Genomic DNA, 16,879 nt, shown 5'->3' on the forward strand with positions numbered 1-16,879 from the left:
CTCCCGGGATCAGCCGAGCGCCCAGGCGACGTCCCGCAGCAGGGCGTGGCGCCACCCCGCCCGGTCGTGCGCCGACGCCGAGCGCGAGACGCGTACGGCCGCACCGGCCCGCTCGGCCAGGGTCTCGGTCAGCGCGCAGTGGGGCAGCATCCGCGTCTCGTGCTCCCCGACGTCGAAGGCGACCCGCAGCCCGGACAGGTCGGGGCGCCCGCGCAGGCGCGCGGCGACGGCACCGCCGACCGGTCCGCCCAGCGGGTCCGCCGAGCCCGGCGCGCCGGGCGCCCACCAGAAGGACCCCGACTGGCAGGCCACGCGGGACACCAGCTCCGGGAACTCCAGCGCCGCGTACACCGCGCTGAGCCCGCCGAGGCTCTGCCCCGCGACCACCAGCCGGTCCGGGTCCGCGGGCACGCCGGATTCCGCCACCAGCGGCAGCAGTTCGTCCCGGACCGCCTCCCACAGCCGCCGTTCGCACGTGAACTCGGCCTCCCGGTCCCCGGCCGGCAGGAAGACGAGGGTGACGGGGGGCACCGCGCCGGCGGCCACGGCCGAGTCGAAGGCGGCCATCGCCGGGTGCAGGTACAGCCAGTCGTCCCCGTCGAGCAGCAGCACCACCGGTCCGCCCCCGCCCACCGGGTGCAGGCGTACGGTGCGCCGCCCGCCGATCCCCCCGCCCGCCCAGCGGATCCTGGCGCGGGGCAGGGGCAGCACGGCGTCCGGGCCGAGGTCGGGCCAGTACGGCTGGGCGGGGGCGTCCGGGGTAGCGGCGACGGACCGGTCGCCGCCCGCGCCGGCCGGGTTGAAGGGGTCGGCGTACGCGGCGCCGCCCGCGCGGAACCAGTAGGTCACGCGCAGCCGTTCGGGCATCCGCACCTCGGCGTACCAGCAGTCCGTGCCGGCCCACCGGCGCAGCGGCACCGGGTCCGACCAGCTCTCGAAGACCACGTCCGCCGGGGAGCCGCGCCACAGGAACAGGGTCGTCCAGCCCCCGCCGTCGCCTGCCGGCACCGACGCGGGCGGGCCCGCCGTGCCCACGGCGGACCAGAACTCCTCGCCGCCGGGACCGCCGGGAAGTCCGTACGCGGCGAAGCCGCTCCGGGCGCCCTCCGAGGGGCCGTTCACCGCATCCGTGGGGCGCATCGAGGTCTCCTTGTGAGCGGCAAGGGGAACGTCTAAGCTCATCGCAATCAGGTGAGCCTAACCTAATCAGAGCGTTCCGGGGAGGCACCGACCGTGAGCACCAATCCGTTCGACGACGCCGAAGGCCGCTTCCTCGTCCTGGTGAACGACGAGGGCCAGCACTCGCTCTGGCCCTCCTTCGCCGCGGTGCCCGGCGGCTGGACGACCGTCTTCGGCGAGGACACCCGGGACGCGTGCCTGGCCTTCGTCGACACCCACTGGACCGACCTGCGCCCCCGCTCCCTCGCCGAGTCCATGGACGCCTGACCCGCGTCGAGGTGGCCGCCGCGTACGCGGACGGCCGCGCGGCGGGCGGGCCGCTCTCACCGGGCCGCGGCAGGCGGGTGTGCGTACCGCCCGCCGGGGCGGGTAGGCGCCCGGCAGGAGCCGCTTCCAGCAGCGGGAGGACCCATGACGACCCGAAGCGTCCACGAGGTGATGACCTCGAACCCGGTGACCGTTGAGAAGCTGACCTCGCTGGCGGAAGCCGCACGGGTGATGCGGGACGCCGGCATCGGCGACGTCCTCGTCGTCGACGGGGGCCGCCTCCACGGCATCGTGACCGACCGGGACCTCGTCATCCGCGGCATGGCCGAGAACCGGGACCCGGCCGAGACGACCGTGCACGCCGTCTGCACCACCGAGCCGCTCACCGTCCGGCCCGGCGACGACGTCCACCAGGCCGTCGCCCTCATGCGCCGCAACGCGCTGCGCAGGCTGCCCGTGCTGACCGAGGACGGGGAGCTGGTGGGCGTCGTCACCCTGGGTGACCTCGCGGTCGAGAGCGATCCCGGTTCCGCCCTCGCGGCCATCGCGGCCGCCGAACCCGGCAGCTGAGGCCCGCCACATCCGGCGCGGGAGCGAGGGAGGCGGCGCCGTGAACGCGTCCATCCCCCTGATCTCCGAACCGGACGGCCGGGTGCTGATCCCCGCCGACGAGGTCACCGGGCTGCTGCGGCACCTCGCGGGGGAGTGGCTGTACGCCGTCTACCAGGGCGAGGCAGAGCTCGATCCGAAGACCACCCTCGGCCTGGCCGGCGTACTGATGGCCTTCGCGGACCAGATCGACGTGGAATGCATCGCCTACCTGCCGGGCCCGGAAGAGGACCCCGGCCGGTGATCGTGTGCCGAACCCGGTGAACCCCTCCCGTGTTACTTCCCGGTAGGCAATGATGGCGGGCGACCACTCACACGGCGGGGGCTGATCAGCGGTGACCACTTTCGACGACCGGACCAGGGTGCACGCGTTCCGGGACGACGCCTTGGGCGAGCACGACGCCGTCGGCCTCGCCGCGGCGATCCGCAGCGGCGAGGTCTCAGCCGCCGAGGCCGCCCGGGATGCCCGGGAGCGGGTCCGGGCGGTCGAGGACCGGCTCAACGCGGTCCAGGCGTACGCGGACACCCCCGCTCCCACGGGCGCGGCGGCCGGCGCCTTCGCGGGCGTGCCCACCTTCGTCAAGGACAACACCGACTACCAGGGGCTGCCCACCGGCCACGGCAGCACCGCCTTCCGGCCCGGGCCCGCGCGGCGGCACGCCCCCTTCGCCCGGCAGCTGCTGAGCAGCGGCGTCACGGTGCTGGGCAAGACCCGGCTGCCCGAGTTCGGGTTCAGCCCGAGCACCGAGTACGAGGACGCCGAACCCGTCCGCAACCCGTGGCACACGGGCCACTCCGCCGGCGGCTCCTCCGGCGGCGCGGCGGCCCTCGTCGCCGCCGGAGCGGTACCCCTCGCACATGCCAACGACGGCGGCGGCTCGATCCGGATCCCCGCCGCCTGCTGCGGACTCGTCGGCCTCAAGCCCACCCGCGGCCGGGTCGTGCCGAACGACCAGAGCCGCCGGCTCCCGCTCGACCTCGTCTGCGACGGCGTCGTGAGCCGCTCCGTCCGCGATGCCGCCGCCTTCCTCGCCGCCGCCGAGACGTACTGGCGCAACCCCGCGCTGCCGCCCGTGGGCCTGGCCGAAGGCCCCTCCGGGCAGCGGCTGCGGATCGGCTTCCTGGCGGACTCCCCGAACGGCGTCCGGTCCGACGACGCCACCCGGGAGGCCGTCGACCGGACGGCTGCCCTGCTCCAGGGGCTCGGGCACACGGTGGAGCCGGTGGAGATGGCCATCGACCCCGCCTTCACCGACGACTTCCTCACCTACTGGGGAATGCTGTCCTTCCTCATCGGCGTCACGGGCCGCACCCTCGGCCAGGACTTCGACCGGAACCGCATGGACGCCCTCAGCCGGGGGCTGCGCGAGACGTACCTGGAGAACTGGCGGCGCACCCCCGGCGTGCTGCGCAGGCTGAAGCGCACCAGGGAGGCGTACGCCGCCGCCTTCCGCGGGCTCGACCTCGTCCTCACCCCCGTGCTCGCCCACACCACCCCGCGGATCGGCCACCTCAGCCCGGCCGTCCCCTACCCCGCGCTGATCGAGCGGATCCTCGCGTACGTGGCCTTCACACCGGTCGACAACGTCGTCGGCACCCCCTCGATCTCGCTCCCCGCGCCGAGCACCACGCCGGACGGACTGCCGGTCGGCGTCATGTTCTCCGCCCGCCCCGGCGGCGAACGCAAACTGCTGGAGATCGCCTTCCAGCTGGAGGCCGAGCAGCCGTTCCGGCGCATCCAGGACCGGTGACACGACGCCGATGTGCAGGGCCCCCGACCGGGCGGTAGCGTCGATCACGTGCGTTCCGTCCACCGCCGGGCCTCGTCCGGCGGGCCGCTCGGGGATGTCGGCCGAGGAGCGGGATCCGGTATGTCGAAGCACACCCTCCACGCTGCCGCCGCCGCGGCCGCCCTCGCCTGCCTGTCGGCCTTCGGTCCGGCGCAGGGCACCGCCGCCGCGGCACCGGAGCGGCCCGCCGGTACCGGCCCGGCGGTACCGTCCGCACGGTTCGTGCCCGGCCCCTGCCCCAGGACGCCCGAGCCGATCGAGGCGCTCGGCACGGCACGGTGCGGCTACCTGGAAGTCCCCGAGAACCGGGCCCGCCCCGGCGGCCGGACCATCAGGCTCGCCGTGGCGGTCATCAAGCCCGCCTCGGCCGAGCCCGCCCCGGACCCGGTGGTGTTCATGGCGGGCGGCCCCGGCGCCGACACCTTCGACGACATCCCCTTCCTGATCGACTCCGGTCTGAACAAGGACCGCGAACTGATCGTCATGGCCCAGCGCGGCAATCTCCACGACCAGCCGGACCTGGCCTGCCCGGAGGTAGACCGGTCCAGCGCGAAGGCCGTCGCCTTCGGCTGGGACGCGCCGGAGGCCAAGCAGCTCGTGCTGAAGGCGTTCAAGGAGTGCCGGGACCGCCTGACGGCCGGCGGGACCGACCTGAGCGCCTACAACAGCACCGAGAACGCCGCCGACTTCGCCGACCTGCGCACGGCCCTCGGCATCGCGCAGTGGAACGTCTACGGGTACTCGTACGGCAGCAACCTCGGCCTCACCTACCTGCGCCTGCACCCCGAGGGGATCCGCGCGGTGGCGATCGACTCGCTCAGCCCCCCGCAGGTCACGATCCTGCCGTGGGGCTGGAGCAGCGCCCGGGAAGGCCTCGACGCCGTCTTCGACGCCTGCGCGGCCCAGCCCGCCTGCAAGAGCCGCTACCCCGACCTCCACAAGACCCTGGACGAACAGGTCGCCAAGCTGGAGGCGAACCCCCTGACGCTGAACGCCCGCCCGCCGGGCGGCGGGAACCCGGTGAAGGTCGTTCTCGACGGAGGCACCCTGCTGAACATGATGGTCGGCTTCAACGTCAAGCCCGCCGACGTCCCGGCGGCACTGGACGAGCTCGCCCGGGGCAACCCGGAGCGCTTCGCCCAGGGCCGCGCGAAGGACTCCGTCGCGGCCGTCGGACTGACCGCGCACGGCCTGGCCCAGTCCGTGGCGTGCGCCGAATGGGTCCCGGGCACCTCGGAGCCCGACGTGCTCGCCGCCGGGCGCGAGGCCTTCCCCGGCTGGCCGGAAACAGTCCTGGCACAGACACCGCAACTGCCCTTCGAGTACGACGTGTGCAAGGTCTGGAACGTCGCCGACAACGCGGCCCGGCACCGGGTGGCCACCGTCAGCGCGGTACCGGCGCTCGTCATCTCCGGAACGTTCGACGTGAAGACAGGGGCGAGCTACGCGAAGGACGCCTCCCGCACCCTGTCCCGCTCCACCTCCGTGCTGATCCCCGGGATCGGCCACTGGGTGGTCCCGCAGTCGAAGTGCGCGCAGCAGGTGCTGGCCTCGTTCCTCGCGCATCCGACCGCCCCCGACACCGGCTGCGTGGCCGGCCTCACGCCGGCACCGTTCACGATCACCCCGAAGTGACCGGGAGGACAGATGGCTTCCCACTCCGCGCCCTGCCGCCGCACCGCACGCCGGATCCGCGCCACCGCGGCCGGCGCCGCGACCGGGCTGCTCATCACCGGCCTGCTGGGCGCACCCGCCCAGGCCCGGGACGACACCGGAGGGCCGATCGGAACGGCCGCCGGGAAGGCCGGCGACGCGACCTACGAACCGGGCCCCTGTCCGAAGACGCCGCAGCCCGTCGCCGAGCTCGAAGGAGCCCGCTGCGGCACCCTGACCGTGCCCGAGAACCGCACCAAGCCCGGCAGCCGCACCATCGAGCTCGGCGTCGCGATCCTGCCGGCGAAGGCGGCCCAGCCCAAGCCCGACCCGATCGTCTGGCTCGCCGGCGGACCCGGGGACGACGCGGTCGGAGAGGCGAAGATGGCGGCCGACGGCGGCCTCAACCGCGACCGCGACGTGATCCTCATGTCCCAGCGGGGCACCTACTCGGCCGACCCGGCGCTCACCTGCCCCAACATCGACGAGTTCAACGCAAAGGTGATCGGCCTCGTCTCCGGCGCGCCGTCCACGGAGACCGCGCACGTCCAGGCCACGAAGGCCTGCCGCGAACGGCTGGCCGCCCTCGGCGCCGACCTCAGCGCGTACAACGACATCGAGAGCGCCGCCGACCTCGCGGACCTGCGCACCGCGCTGGGCCTCAAGGAGTGGAACGTCTTCGGCATCTCCTACGGAACCCATCTGGCGCTCGTCTACATGCGCCTGCACCCGGAGGGCATCCGGGCGGTCGGCCTCGACGGCATCCTGCCGCCCTCCAAGGGCGGCTCGGCCGCGGCCTGGAGCAGCGCCCGGCAGGGCTTCGACGGCCTGTTCAAGGCCTGCGCGGAACAGCCCGCCTGCAACAGCCGGTACCCGAACCTGTCGGCGACCTTCGAACGCCTCGTCCGTGAACTCGAAGCCAAGCCGGTCACCACCACCGTCACGGTCCCCGGCCAGGCGAAGCCGGTGAAGGTCGTACTGGACGGCGGGGCCCTCGTGACCTGGCTGACCAGCGCGACCCACGGGGCCGCCGGGGTGCCCCGTTCCCTCGACGAACTGGCCCACGGCAAGCCGCAGCGGATCGCGCAGCAGTGGGCGGGCTGGAGGCTCGCCCCCCAGGCCATCGGGAGCACGTCCCACGGTCTCGTCTACGGCGTCTTCTGCAGCGAGTGGACCCCCTACGAGACCCAGCAGCAGGCGCTCGAGGGAGGCCAGGCCGCCTACCCGTCGTTCCCCCGGTCGGTACAGGAACAGGGCCCGCAGCTCGCCTCACTGCGGCCCGACTGCGACGTCTGGAAGGTCCCCCCGGCGCCGGGCTCGATCCGTGACACCACGAACAGCGACGTCCCCACCCTCGCCCTCTCCGGCGGCTTCGACGCCCAGACCGGCGCGGACAACGGTCCCTACGTGGCCCGGACCCTGAGCAAGGCCCACGTCCTCACCATCCCCTACGAGCCCCACGTGGTGTTCGCGACGTCGAAGTGCGCGCAGGAGATCACCGTCTCCTTCTTCGACGACCCGGCGGCGCCCAGGACCGGATGCCTGGACGGACTGGAGCCCCCCGAGTTCGAGACGGGCCCCTGACCGGCGTTCAGAGGGTCGGGTGCCATTCGGACAGCACGATGGTGGCGTCGTCGGACAGCCGCTGGTCCTGGTGGGTGAGGAGGTCCAGGACCAGGCGGCGCAGGGCCTCCGGGGCGGTGGCGCCCGAGGCCATGGAGCGGATGACGGTGTCGGCCAGCCGCTCCTCGCCGAACAGTTCGCCCGAGCCGGACCGTGCCTCGATGACACCGTCGCTGTAGCACAGGACCCGGTCGCCGGGCTGGAGGCGCACCCGGTCCTGCCGTGGGGCCTGGCCGTGGAAGCCCAGGCCCCACGGCAGTTGGGCCGGACGCTCCAGGAACTCGGGCAGGACGTGGCCGCCCCGGATCAGCAGGGGCGGCGGGTGGCCGCAGTTGACCCAGGTGAACTCCCCGTGCTCGGTGTCGAGGTTGGCGAGGATTCCCGTCATCAGCCGGTCCGGGATCCACCGTTGCAGGGTGCGTTCGATGGTGACGGCGATGTCGGGCAGCGTGCCGCCGGACCGGCGGGTCGACCGGCACGCGGCCAGGCCGGCCGCACTGGCGCCCCCGGAGGCGAGGTCGTGCCCCATGGCGTCCAGCAGGGTGACGTGCAGCAGGCCGTCGCTGAAGTTGTGGTCGAAGGCGTCACCGCCGATGTCGTACGCCGGCTCCAGCACGGCGGTCGAGGTCGCCTGACTGATCCCGATCGTGCGCGGCGGGAGGAAGCCCCACACCAGCTCGGCCTGCAGGGTCATGGGGCGGCTGCGGCTCCTGACGACCAGGAGGTCGTTGTGGGTGGACTTGGAGACGACGATCAGCGTCGCCAGCCCCGCCAGGGCCCGGCAGACCTCCAGCACCGGCTCGTCCAGGACCGGCCCGGTGGCCTTCATGACGCCGATGCGCTCCACGCCGTCGATCATCGGCACCCAGGCGGTGGTGCCGTCACGCGACAGCTGGGTGTGCTGGCTGCGGTAGGCCAGCCCGGCGAGGGAGCCGTCGACGTCGAGCCCCTCCGCCCGCCGGTCCGCCTCGGTCGCCTCCTCCGCGTCCGGCCGGGGGGAGGCGAGCTGGGGCAGGGCCAGCAGGCGGACCTGCCGCAGGTCGGCCAGGTACAGACGGGTGCCGGCCAGGCCCAGCCGTCGGGCGGCCCGGTCGATCAGCGCCGGTATCTGGCGTGCCGACGCGTCGTGCGAGCGCTCCAGCACCCAGCCGAGGACGGGTCCCGCCCGGTCTTCGTGCCGCTGCGTCTCCATGGAGCCGCGTCTACCCGCGGGGCCGGAGTCCAGTCGCGCCCTTCACCCCGTCGTGCCGGGCCGAGCCCCCGCGCCGGGCACCCCGGGCAGGCCGGCCGGAACCCTCCGGAGTGACGTGGGGCCCGGTCGGGGCAGACAAAATGGTTTGAGCACCGGCGGCGGTACCGACAACATCGGGTGACACCGATGAGTTCTTCCCGGCGCCGAGGTCTGCCAGTGTGTCCGGCCACGCGCGCAGGAAGCTCACCCGACGGAAGGCATCATGCCCGTACCCCCCGCATCTCCCGCAACGCCCGCCCACCCGCCCGCCCGCGTCACCGCCGTGCTGCGGGTCCTCGTGCTGTCCACGTTCGTCGTGTTCCTCAACGAGACGATCATGGTCAACGCGATCCCGAGGCTCATGCGTGAGTTCGAGGTCACCGCCGCGGCCGCCGGGTGGCTGTCCACGGCCTTCATGCTCACCATGGCCGTCGTCATCCCCGTGACGGGCTGGTTCCTCCAGCGCGTGACGACCCGGACCGCCTTCGGCCTGGCCATGGTGCTGTTCCTCGTCGGCACGGCCCTGGCCGCGGCCGCGCCCGCCTTCCCCGTACTGCTGGCCGCCCGCGTCATCCAGGCCAGCGGCACCGCCGTCATGATGCCGCTGCTCATGACGACGCTGATGACCCTCGTGCCCCCGCAGGACCGCGGCCGCGTCATGGGCAACATCACCCTCGTCATCTCCGTCGCACCCGCCCTCGGCCCCGCGGTCTCCGGCGTGCTGCTCCAGCTGGGGAGCTGGCGCCTGCTGTTCCTGGCCGTGCTGCCCATCGCGGGGGCCATGGCCCTCTTCGGCCGGCGCACCCTGGTCAACGTCGGCGAGCCGCAGGCCGGCCCGATCGACTGGCTGTCCGTCCCGCTGGCGGCGGCCGGCTTCGGCGCCCTGGTCTACGGCCTGAGCGAGCTCGGTGCCGGGGACGCGTCCCGGGCCCCCGTCCCCCCGGCGGCCACGACCGTGGTGGGCGCCGTACTGGTGGCCCTGTTCGCCTGGCGGCAGCTGGCGCTGCAGCGCTCGTCCACACCGCTGCTCGACCTGCGCACCCTGACCTTCCGCCACTTCTCCGTGGCACTCGCCCTGATGTGCCTGTCCTTCATGGGCCTCATGGGCGCCTTCATCCTCCTGCCGATCTACCTCCAGGAGGTGTGCGGCCTGACCTCGCTGCAGACCGGACTGCTCCTCATCCCCGGCGGTCTGACCATGGGCCTGCTCGGACCGCAGGTCGGCAAGCTCTACGACCGGCTCGGCGCACCGCGCCTGGTCGTACCCGGAGCCGTGCTCACGGCGCTCTGCCTCGCGCTGTTCGCCCTCACGGGCGAAGGGACCTCGCCGTGGCTGGTGCTCGCCCTGCACGTGGCCCTGAGCGCCGGCATGGCGCTCGTCTTCACCCCCGTCTTCACCTCGGGCCTGTCCGTGCTGCCGCCGCACCTCTACCCCCACGGCTCCGCCATCCTGGGCTCGCTCCAGCAGGTCGCGGCCGCCGCCGGAACCGCCCTGGTCATCAGCGTCATGACGGGACGCGCCGCCTCGGAGGCGGCCGACGGCGCCGACGCCACCGGCGCCCTGGCCGCGGGTGTCCGGTGGGGCTTCGGCATCGGTGCCGTACTCGGCGGACTGACCGTGCTGGTCGCGCTCCTGGTCCGCACCCCTCCCGTACCGGAGCCGCCCGCCGGTCCGCAGGCCCAGGACGGAAGCGGCACCACGACGGACAAGACCGCCGAGAAGCCCGCCTGACGCACGCCCCGAGGGGGTGTCCGCGCAACTCCGCGGACACCCCCTCGCCGTCGGCTCACGGGGCGGCCGCCACGGCGTCGGGTTCCGGCCGGGCGACGGGGGCGAGGGCGAAGGCCCGGGAGACCTTGACGAGCCACCGCACATCGGCGGCGAAGTCCAGGTCGTCCGGGCTCACCACCGGCACGGCCACGGCCACGTCCTCCCGGCCCTGCCCGCCGTCCCGGCCCGTCCGCGCCGCGAGGGAGGCGGCGATCCGCGCCGCCTCCCACCGCGCCCGCTCCTCCTCGCTCCCGTCGGGGCCCGGGGCGGGCCCCAGCCCCGGGGGGACCTGTCCGCCCAGGGCCAGACAGCCGTCCCGGATCTCGATCACCCGCCGGTGCAGGCGGAAGCGCAGGTCCCAGAGGGCGAACAGGTCGCTGCGGGGAGCGGGCTGAAGGGACGTCTCGGGGTGGGCCCGGTGGAGGGCGTACCAGAGCGGGCGCAGCCGGCGGTAGCGCCGGTAGTCGGCCCACCAGGCCCGTACCGCCTCCGCCCGGGGACCCCACAGCGGTGCCGTCCATCCGATGGTGTTCAGGGTCAGTCCCACCGTCAGACACGTCCGGATGACGCCCGCCCGGGCGGCCGGGTCCCACCCGTACCGTACGAGGAAGACGTCCGCGAACCGCCCCAGGGAGTAGACGAGGTCGAGGCACGCGCCGGCCGCCGCGGTCCGCAGTCCGCGCCGGAGCCAGACGTCCTCGGTCAGCCGGGCGTAGAACCGGCAGGCCCTGGCCACCACGGCCTTGCCGAGGGTGAAGGCCGTGAGGTAGACGACCTGGTAGGCGACGAAGTACGGCTGCTCCCGCGGGTGCGCGAACGTGTTCCGGGGGTGGCCGTGCAGCAGGGCGAGCTCGAAGAGGACGGCCATGGCGACCGGCACGCAGCCCAGCAGGGCGAGCCGTCGGCGCGCGCGGGCGCGGGCCTCCTCCCTGGGGTGCAGCCAGTGGATGAGCAGCACCTGCTGGCAGGCGATCGCCGCGATGATCCACATCTGGACGGACACGTTGTACCAGGTGACCGTGCCGAAGAGCTTTCCGGTCAGCCGGCTGGGCGTGGACATGGCCAGGTACATGCCCTGGCAGCCGAAGGACGCGCACAGGGCGACCAGCGCCGGTTCCCGTCCGCGGCGCAGGACCGGCGCCAGGGTGCGGGCGAACGCGAACCAGCAGATCAGCGCGCCCAGCGGATAGCGGAGACTGTTCATGCCCGGCCCCGGCGGCGCCAGTCGAGGGAGCCCTGGATCCGGCCGAGCACCCCGTCCGCCTCGGTGGCGGCCGTGCCGGGCCGGGAGCGCAGGCCCTCGCCGAGGAGGAACGCCATCACCTCGGCCTCCCGCTCCTGGCCGTCGGAGTAGGTGTCGCGGCACAGCAGGTCCTGCACGAGCGAGGGGTCGAGGTCCGGGAAGAGCGTGGCGACGGCGGCCGAGCCTGCGGTGTCGCTGCGGTGGCCGCACACCATGTGCCCGAGCTCGTGGGCGACGATGTGCTCCTGGTGGTGCCGGCTGGTGTGCTGCTCGTAGACCACGTAGTCGGCGTCCGGGAAGGCCAGCCACAGCCCGCACGGGCCGGACGCGCCCAGGGGCATGGGCAGCAGATGGATGGGCCGGCCCCGGGAAGCGCCGAGGTGGTCGCACAGGGTCATGAGGTCGTAGGACCCGGGCAGCCCGAAGGAGGCCAGCCGCCGCCGGCTCTCCCTGCGCAGTGCCCGCAGGCCGCCGCGGCGCCGGAACCGCTGGGGGAATCGCATGGGCGGTCTACTCCCCGGCATCCGCCGGGCCGCCGGTGCCCGTGCCCTCCGGGTCGTCGGCCGTCCCGCCGGACCGGCCCGACTGCCCGCGCGAGGAGGCCGCCGCGTGGAGCAGGCTGACCTCGCGGATGATGCGTGCCAGGTGCTTGCGGCCGGAGTCGTCCATGCTCATGGCCCGCAGCGCGATGTCACGGACCTCGGCGTTGCCCATGGCCGAGGCGAGGGCGAGCTGCGCGTCGACCCGCTCGGCTGCGTCGTCGTCGAAGAAGTACGCGGCGGGCACGCGGAAGAACGCGGCCAGCGCCTCCAGGTGCCGCTTGGTGGGGTTGTCGCGCTGTCCGGTGCGCAGCTGCCAGACGTACGTCTTGGAGAACGTGCCTCCGCTCAGCTCGCTGCACCCACGGGCGACCTCGTCGTACGTGTACTCCCGGCCGTCGGTGCGGATGGTCCTGAAGAGTTTGTCGACCTTGTCTGCCAAGGGGGGCATCTGGAGTCCTTCTCGTTCGCCAGCATGAACCGGCAGGGTGGCGGCAGCCAATCCTAGTTGACAGCGTTCAGGGTCGCACCTACGGTCGGGGCGTTAGCTGAGATGAACACGCGGCTGTACGCCGACAGCCGACGACAGTCGGCCGTTCGGTACGGGGCCCGGCCGGGGGAGGTGCGCGGGGAGACGTCCAGCCGACCGCGGCCGCCGCGCCGCCCTGCCGTTCCGTGGAAGACCGACCCGGGAGCACACCCGTGCCCATAGCCGTCATCGCCCTGTCCCTCAGCGGCTTCGCCATCGGCGTCGCCGAGTTCGTCATCGCGGGGATCCTCCCCGACATCGGAGCCGACCTCTCCGTCTCCGTCCCCACCGCGGGACTCCTGGTGTCCGGGTACGCGCTCGGCGTCGTCGTCGGCGCCCCCGGCCTCACCGTGCTGTGCGCCCGCACCGAACGCAGGAGCCTGCTGATCCGGCTCATGCTGCTCTTCCTCGCCGGGACCGTCCTCTCCGCCCTCGCCCCCGGCTACGGGCTGCTCATGACCGGCCGGGTGCTGTCGGCCCTCGCCCACGGCGCGTTCTTCGGTGTCGCGATGGTCGTCGCCGCCGACCTCGTCCCCGCGGACCGCAAGGGCCGCGCGGTCTCGATGGTCGCCGCGGGCCTCACCCTCTCCACGATCCTCGGCGTCCCCGCGGGCACCTTCATCGGCCAGCACCTCGGCTGGCGCTGGGCGTTCTGGATGGTCGCGCTCTTCGCCGCCCTCGGCCTGGCGGGCACCGCCGCGCTCGTGCCCCGGACCCCGGCGCCCGGAGGCACCGGGCTGCGCTCCGAACTGGCGGTGCTGCGCCGCCCGCAGGTCCTGCTGGTCCTGCTCACCACCGTGCTCGGCTTCGGCGGCGTCATGACCTCGTACACCTACATCGCCGAAACGGTCACCCGGGTCACCGGCTTCACGGACGACGCCGTCACCCTGATCATGGTGCTCTTCGGCGTCGGCATGTTCGCCGGCAACCTGGCGGGCGGCCGGATCGCGGACCGCGCCCCCAGGAGCGCCATGTGCGGTGCGCTGGCCCTGCTGACCCTCGTGCTCGGCGCGTTCACCTTCACGGTGCACGACAAGGCCGCCACCTGCGTGACCGTCTTCCTCTTCGGCGCGGCCACCTTCGCCACCATCGCCCCGCTCCAGACGCGGATCATGGCCAAGGCCGACGGCGCCCCCACACTCGCCTCGGCGTCGAACATCGCCGCCTTCAACCTCGCCAACGCCGCCGGCCCCCTGCTCGGCGGCAGGATCATCGACGCCGGGCTCGGCTACCCCGCCCTCAACTGGGCCGGGGCCCTCGTCACCCTCGCCGGGCTCCTCCTCGCCGGGCTCGGCGTGGCAGCCGAGCGCCGGGAACGCGCCGCCACCCCGGCCTCACACCGCCCGGCGGCAGCGCCGCTGCCCTCCCGGCGCACCTGACCCGGGACGGCCCCGCCGCGTCAGGTGCGTTCGAAGCCGTGGGAGCGCCCGATGACGGTGAAGCCGCGTCGTCCGTACCAGTGGCGTGGCCAGTCGTCGGCGTCGGCGATCAGGAAACGCGTGCCGCAGCCGGCGTCCGCCGCCCGGCGCAGCGCGGCGGCCAGGACCGCGTCGCCGTGACCGCGGCGCCGGTGCTCCTCGGCGGTCATCAGGGCCTCGATCTGGGCGATCCCGAGGCCGGGTTCGAGGTAGAGGTCCGTCCAGGCGGCCACGTCGCCGTTCCGCGCCCGCGCGCCGAGCAGGCGTACCTGCTCGGCGCCCCGGCGGCGCGTCTCGTGCCGGTCGACCAGCATCCGGATCACCTCCTCGCCGGCCTGGGGCATCGCGATCCGCCAACCGGCCGCCAGCGGTTCCCGGATCGCCTCCAGGCCCACCTCGTCGACCGCGCCCCCGCCCCCGGCCGGGGGGCCGGGGACGGGGGCGGTGTGCAGCATCACCAGATAGGTGGAATGCCGGTAGCCGGCCCGCAGCAGGGGCTCGGCGCACGCCCGGCCGAAGCCGTCGTCCAGGACGGACACGATGCGGAACGGCCGCCCGCCCATCGCCTCGTCCACCAGGCCCGGCAGGGCCGCCGGATCCGCACCGGCCCGTTCGACCACGACCTGGTTGTGCGACCAGGATTCCGCGAACCGGTCGTCGAACACCGCGAATCCGCCCGGCAGTTCCACGGTCCGCTCGGCCTGCCGCCGTGCGAACCCCGACAGGAACGCGTTGACCCGCCGAAGCTCGTCACCCCGCACGGGGCGGCTCCTGGCCGGCGCTGCCGGATGCCGACGAGGGCAGGTACCGCGGTGCGCGCCGGGCGTCCAGCCGCTGCTCCACCGCCGCGCCCAGCGACAGCAGTCCGGCGTCCTGCCGGTCTCCGGCCATCAGGAGCAGGCCGACCGGCAGCTCGCCGACGAACCCGGCGGGTACGGACAGCGAGGGGTAGCCGGCGACGGCCGCCGGGGTGGAGGACGGGATCACGTCGTTGTCGCCCCGCGCGCAGTCGGTCGTCCAGGCGGGCGGGTTCGCCGGGGAGGCGATGGCGTCCAGGGCGTGGGCGGCCATGGTCTCGTCGATGGACCGCCGGGACAGGTCCTTCAGCTCCGCGCGCACGGCCCGGTAGCGCGGGTCCGCGGTCGACGGCGCGGCCAGGGCCTGTTCGAACAGTTCCTGGCCGGCGAAGCAGGTCCGTTCGGCCGGGTGCGCGCGGTTGAACGCGATCAGCCCGGCGAGATCGCGCGGCCCGTTACGGGAGGCGAGGTACGCGTCGATGTCCCGGTGGAACTCGCTCAGCAGGGCGGGGAACTCCAGTTCGGCGAGCCGGTCCTGGTGCGGCGGGGTCACTTCGACGACCTGCGCGCCGGCGGCACGCAGCCGCTCCGCGGTCCGGGTCATCAAGGCGTCCACGTCGGCGCCGAGCGAGGGGAGCCGCCACAGGCCGATCCGCTTGCCGCGCAGACCGCCGGTGCGCGTGTCCGCCTCCGTGAGGCCGAAGGCGCCGTCGGCGCCCGCCGCGTCGTGGCCGCTGAGCACCGAGAAGGCGATCGCCGTGTCGACGACGCTGCGTGCCATGGGGCCGGCCGTGTCCTGCTCGGCGGAGATGGGCACGATGCCGGACTGGCTGACCAGCCCGAGGCTGGGCTTGTGGCCGACGACCCCGTTCATCCCGGCCGGGCAGACGATGGAACCGTCCGTCTCGGTGCCGATCGCCACCTGCGCCAGCGACGCGGCGATCGCGGCGGCCGAGCCGGCGGAGGATCCGCACGGGTTGCGGTCCAGGACGTACGGGTTGTGCGTCTGCCCGCCCACCGCCGACCAGCCCGATGTGGGCCTGGCCGCGCGGAAGTTGGCCCACTCGGACATGTTGGCCTTGCCGAGGACCACCGCGCCCGCCGCCCGCAGCCGCGCGACCAGCTCCGCGTCCGTGGCCGGCGGACTTCCGGCCAGCGCCAGCGAACCGGCCGTGGTCGGCATGTCGCGCGTGTTCACGTTGTCCTTCAGCAGGACGGGGATGCCGTCGAGCGGTCCGCGCACCTTTCCGAGGCGGTGCCGGACATCACTGGCGGCCGCCTCCCCCAGGGCCCCCGGGCTGGTGCGCAGCACCGAGTTGATCTTCGGATCGACGGCCCTGATCCGCCGCAGGTACGCGAGGGTCAGCTCCGACGAGGTCAGTGACCCGCGCTTCATGCGCGTCTGCAGCTCGGGGATCGTCACCGAGTCCAGGTCCGTTCCGCGCAGGAGCACCGACTCCGCACGGGAGGAGGAACCGCCGGCACCGGATTCGGCGGCCACCGCACGCTGTCCCGTGCCGCCCGCGGCCAGAAGGGGCGCCACGGCCAGGGCAGCGGTCAGTGCCGCGACACTTCTCGTCTTCATGGGGGACAGCCCACTGCAGAAGGCACGCCGGGCACAAGGGACTTCTGCGCCTCTTCACGCCGCCGGGTACTCCTCATCCCCCTGCGCGGTGACCTCGGCGGGGACGGCCGCGTTGGACCGCCCATGAAGAAGATCCTCCTCGCCCTCGGAGCGGTTCTCGCCACCGCCGTCCCGGCCCTCGCCGCCCCGGCCACCGCCCTCCCGACTCCGGTCGCCGACGCCCACGTCCGGCTCACCGTCACCCGTGCCGCGGGCGGCCCCGGGAGCAACGGCTCCGTCTGGCTCGACTGCCCCGCCCGGCAGGCTCCGCACCACCCGAACCGCGCATCGGCCTGCGCCGACCTGGCCGCCGCGGACGGCGACCTCGACCGCCTGCCGGGGCAGGAAACGGCCCTCTGCTCGAACGACTCCTCGTGGGTCACCGTGACCGCGGACGGCACCTACGGGGGACGGGAGGTCCACTGGCGGCACGTGTACGAGAACGACTGCCTGCTGACCCTCGCGACCGGCAAGGTCTTCGACTTCTGATCCGCGGCTCCGGCGGACGCACCGGGCCGGGACCGGTGGCAGGGCCACCGGTCCCGGCCCTCCGGGGGTGCCGGCCCGTCACATCGGCTCGGGGAAGATGTCGCTGATGCTCCACGC

Annotated in this window: 16 protein-coding genes; 9 read left to right on the forward strand and 7 right to left on the reverse strand. The window is 73.9% G+C overall.

Annotated features, from left to right (window positions below; translation table 11 throughout):
- Positions 1-9: 9 nt before the first annotated feature.
- Positions 10-1,140 carry an alpha/beta hydrolase-fold protein gene (locus ACZ518_RS09780; RefSeq protein ID WP_469112491.1) on the reverse strand — a complete coding sequence of 377 codons (1,131 nt, stop codon included), beginning with the start codon at positions 1,138-1,140 and terminating at the stop codon, positions 10-12.
- Between the two features lie 93 nt (positions 1,141-1,233).
- Here ACZ518_RS09780 and ACZ518_RS09785 point away from each other — a divergent pair, with 93 nt between their 5' ends.
- The 6 genes from ACZ518_RS09785 (at position 1,234) to ACZ518_RS09810 (ending at position 7,082) form a co-directional block, all read left to right on the forward strand.
- Positions 1,234-1,446 (forward strand): MbtH family protein, encoded by a 213-nt coding sequence (locus tag ACZ518_RS09785; RefSeq protein ID WP_469112492.1) that lies wholly within the window; start codon positions 1,234-1,236, stop codon positions 1,444-1,446.
- 144 nt (positions 1,447-1,590) lie between these two features.
- Positions 1,591-2,016, forward strand: coding sequence for a CBS domain-containing protein (locus ACZ518_RS09790; protein WP_469112493.1), 426 nt, complete (start codon positions 1,591-1,593; stop codon positions 2,014-2,016).
- 40 nt (positions 2,017-2,056) lie between these two features.
- Positions 2,057-2,299, forward strand: a complete 243-nt coding sequence (locus ACZ518_RS09795) for a DUF6213 family protein (protein ID WP_469112494.1) — start codon at positions 2,057-2,059, stop codon at positions 2,297-2,299.
- A 91-nt stretch (positions 2,300-2,390) separates the two neighbouring features.
- The gene (locus ACZ518_RS09800) at positions 2,391-3,806 is read left to right on the forward strand and encodes an amidase (RefSeq protein WP_469112495.1); all 1,416 of its coding nucleotides are present in this window, start codon (positions 2,391-2,393) and stop codon (positions 3,804-3,806) included.
- A gap of 120 nt (positions 3,807-3,926) precedes the next feature.
- A complete protein-coding gene (locus ACZ518_RS09805; protein WP_469112496.1) occupies positions 3,927-5,480 on the forward strand; it encodes an alpha/beta fold hydrolase in 1,554 nt (517 codons plus the stop codon).
- A gap of 12 nt (positions 5,481-5,492) precedes the next feature.
- Complete coding sequence (locus tag ACZ518_RS09810) at positions 5,493-7,082, forward strand: alpha/beta fold hydrolase (protein ID WP_469112497.1); 1,590 nt, start codon at positions 5,493-5,495, stop codon at positions 7,080-7,082.
- A 7-nt stretch (positions 7,083-7,089) separates the two neighbouring features.
- Here the strand turns inward: ACZ518_RS09810 and ACZ518_RS09815 are convergent, their stop codons facing one another.
- The gene (locus tag ACZ518_RS09815; RefSeq protein WP_469112498.1) at positions 7,090-8,313 is read right to left on the reverse strand and encodes a PP2C family protein-serine/threonine phosphatase; all 1,224 of its coding nucleotides are present in this window, start codon (positions 8,311-8,313) and stop codon (positions 7,090-7,092) included.
- A gap of 262 nt (positions 8,314-8,575) precedes the next feature.
- Between ACZ518_RS09815 and ACZ518_RS09820 the strand changes: the two genes are divergently transcribed.
- Complete coding sequence (locus tag ACZ518_RS09820) at positions 8,576-10,084, forward strand: DHA2 family efflux MFS transporter permease subunit (protein ID WP_469112499.1); 1,509 nt, start codon at positions 8,576-8,578, stop codon at positions 10,082-10,084.
- 55 nt (positions 10,085-10,139) lie between these two features.
- Here ACZ518_RS09820 and ACZ518_RS09825 read toward each other — a convergent pair whose 3' ends face one another.
- The 3 genes from ACZ518_RS09825 to ACZ518_RS09835 are packed head-to-tail and all read right to left on the reverse strand — an operon-like array spanning position 10,140 to position 12,356.
- Positions 10,140-11,327 carry an MAB_1171c family putative transporter gene (locus tag ACZ518_RS09825; protein ID WP_469112500.1) on the reverse strand — a complete coding sequence of 396 codons (1,188 nt, stop codon included), beginning with the start codon at positions 11,325-11,327 and terminating at the stop codon, positions 10,140-10,142.
- Complete coding sequence (locus ACZ518_RS09830) at positions 11,324-11,869, reverse strand: toxin (RefSeq protein ID WP_469112501.1); 546 nt, start codon at positions 11,867-11,869, stop codon at positions 11,324-11,326. The genes ACZ518_RS09825 and ACZ518_RS09830 overlap by 4 nt, the downstream gene beginning before the upstream one ends.
- Before the next feature lie 7 nt (positions 11,870-11,876).
- Positions 11,877-12,356, reverse strand: a complete 480-nt coding sequence (locus ACZ518_RS09835; RefSeq protein WP_469112502.1) for a helix-turn-helix domain-containing protein — start codon at positions 12,354-12,356, stop codon at positions 11,877-11,879.
- Positions 12,357-12,607: 251 nt separating this feature from the next.
- Here ACZ518_RS09835 and ACZ518_RS09840 point away from each other — a divergent pair, with 251 nt between their 5' ends.
- Positions 12,608-13,813: an MFS transporter gene (locus ACZ518_RS09840; protein WP_469112503.1), complete on the forward strand. Its 1,206-nt coding sequence runs from the start codon at positions 12,608-12,610 to the stop codon at positions 13,811-13,813.
- 20 nt (positions 13,814-13,833) lie between these two features.
- Here the strand turns inward: ACZ518_RS09840 and ACZ518_RS09845 are convergent, their stop codons facing one another.
- A complete protein-coding gene (locus tag ACZ518_RS09845; protein WP_469112504.1) occupies positions 13,834-14,613 on the reverse strand; it encodes a GNAT family N-acetyltransferase in 780 nt (259 codons plus the stop codon).
- The gene (locus ACZ518_RS09850; RefSeq protein ID WP_469112505.1) at positions 14,603-16,234 is read right to left on the reverse strand and encodes an amidase; all 1,632 of its coding nucleotides are present in this window, start codon (positions 16,232-16,234) and stop codon (positions 14,603-14,605) included. The genes ACZ518_RS09845 and ACZ518_RS09850 overlap by 11 nt, the downstream gene beginning before the upstream one ends.
- 123 nt (positions 16,235-16,357) lie before the next feature.
- Here ACZ518_RS09850 and ACZ518_RS09855 point away from each other — a divergent pair, with 123 nt between their 5' ends.
- On the forward strand, positions 16,358-16,762 hold the full coding sequence (locus tag ACZ518_RS09855) for an SSI family serine proteinase inhibitor (protein WP_469112506.1): 405 nt from the start codon (positions 16,358-16,360) through the stop codon (positions 16,760-16,762).
- Positions 16,763-16,879 lie beyond the last annotated feature (117 nt).

The organism is Streptomyces sp. NPDC033966, assembly GCF_055575955.1.

Bases quoted from the DNA above. Each gene is read 5' to 3' on its own strand.
- ACZ518_RS09780 (WP_469112491.1), bottom strand. From the start codon at position 1,140: ATGCGCCCCACGGATGCGGTGAACGGCCCCTCGGAGGGCGCCCGGAGC.
- ACZ518_RS09790 (WP_469112493.1), top strand. From the start codon at position 1,591: ATGACGACCCGAAGCGTCCACGAGGTGATGACCTCGAACCCGGTGACC.
- ACZ518_RS09805 (WP_469112496.1), top strand. From the start codon at position 3,927: ATGTCGAAGCACACCCTCCACGCTGCCGCCGCCGCGGCCGCCCTCGCC.
- ACZ518_RS09810 (WP_469112497.1), top strand. From the start codon at position 5,493: ATGGCTTCCCACTCCGCGCCCTGCCGCCGCACCGCACGCCGGATCCGC.
- ACZ518_RS09815 (WP_469112498.1), bottom strand. From the start codon at position 8,313: ATGGAGACGCAGCGGCACGAAGACCGGGCGGGACCCGTCCTCGGCTGG.
- ACZ518_RS09820 (WP_469112499.1), top strand. From the start codon at position 8,576: ATGCCCGTACCCCCCGCATCTCCCGCAACGCCCGCCCACCCGCCCGCC.
- ACZ518_RS09825 (WP_469112500.1), bottom strand. From the start codon at position 11,327: ATGAACAGTCTCCGCTATCCGCTGGGCGCGCTGATCTGCTGGTTCGCG.
- ACZ518_RS09830 (WP_469112501.1), bottom strand. From the start codon at position 11,869: ATGCGATTCCCCCAGCGGTTCCGGCGCCGCGGCGGCCTGCGGGCACTG.
- ACZ518_RS09835 (WP_469112502.1), bottom strand. From the start codon at position 12,356: ATGCCCCCCTTGGCAGACAAGGTCGACAAACTCTTCAGGACCATCCGC.
- ACZ518_RS09850 (WP_469112505.1), bottom strand. From the start codon at position 16,234: ATGAAGACGAGAAGTGTCGCGGCACTGACCGCTGCCCTGGCCGTGGCG.
- ACZ518_RS09855 (WP_469112506.1), top strand. From the start codon at position 16,358: ATGAAGAAGATCCTCCTCGCCCTCGGAGCGGTTCTCGCCACCGCCGTC.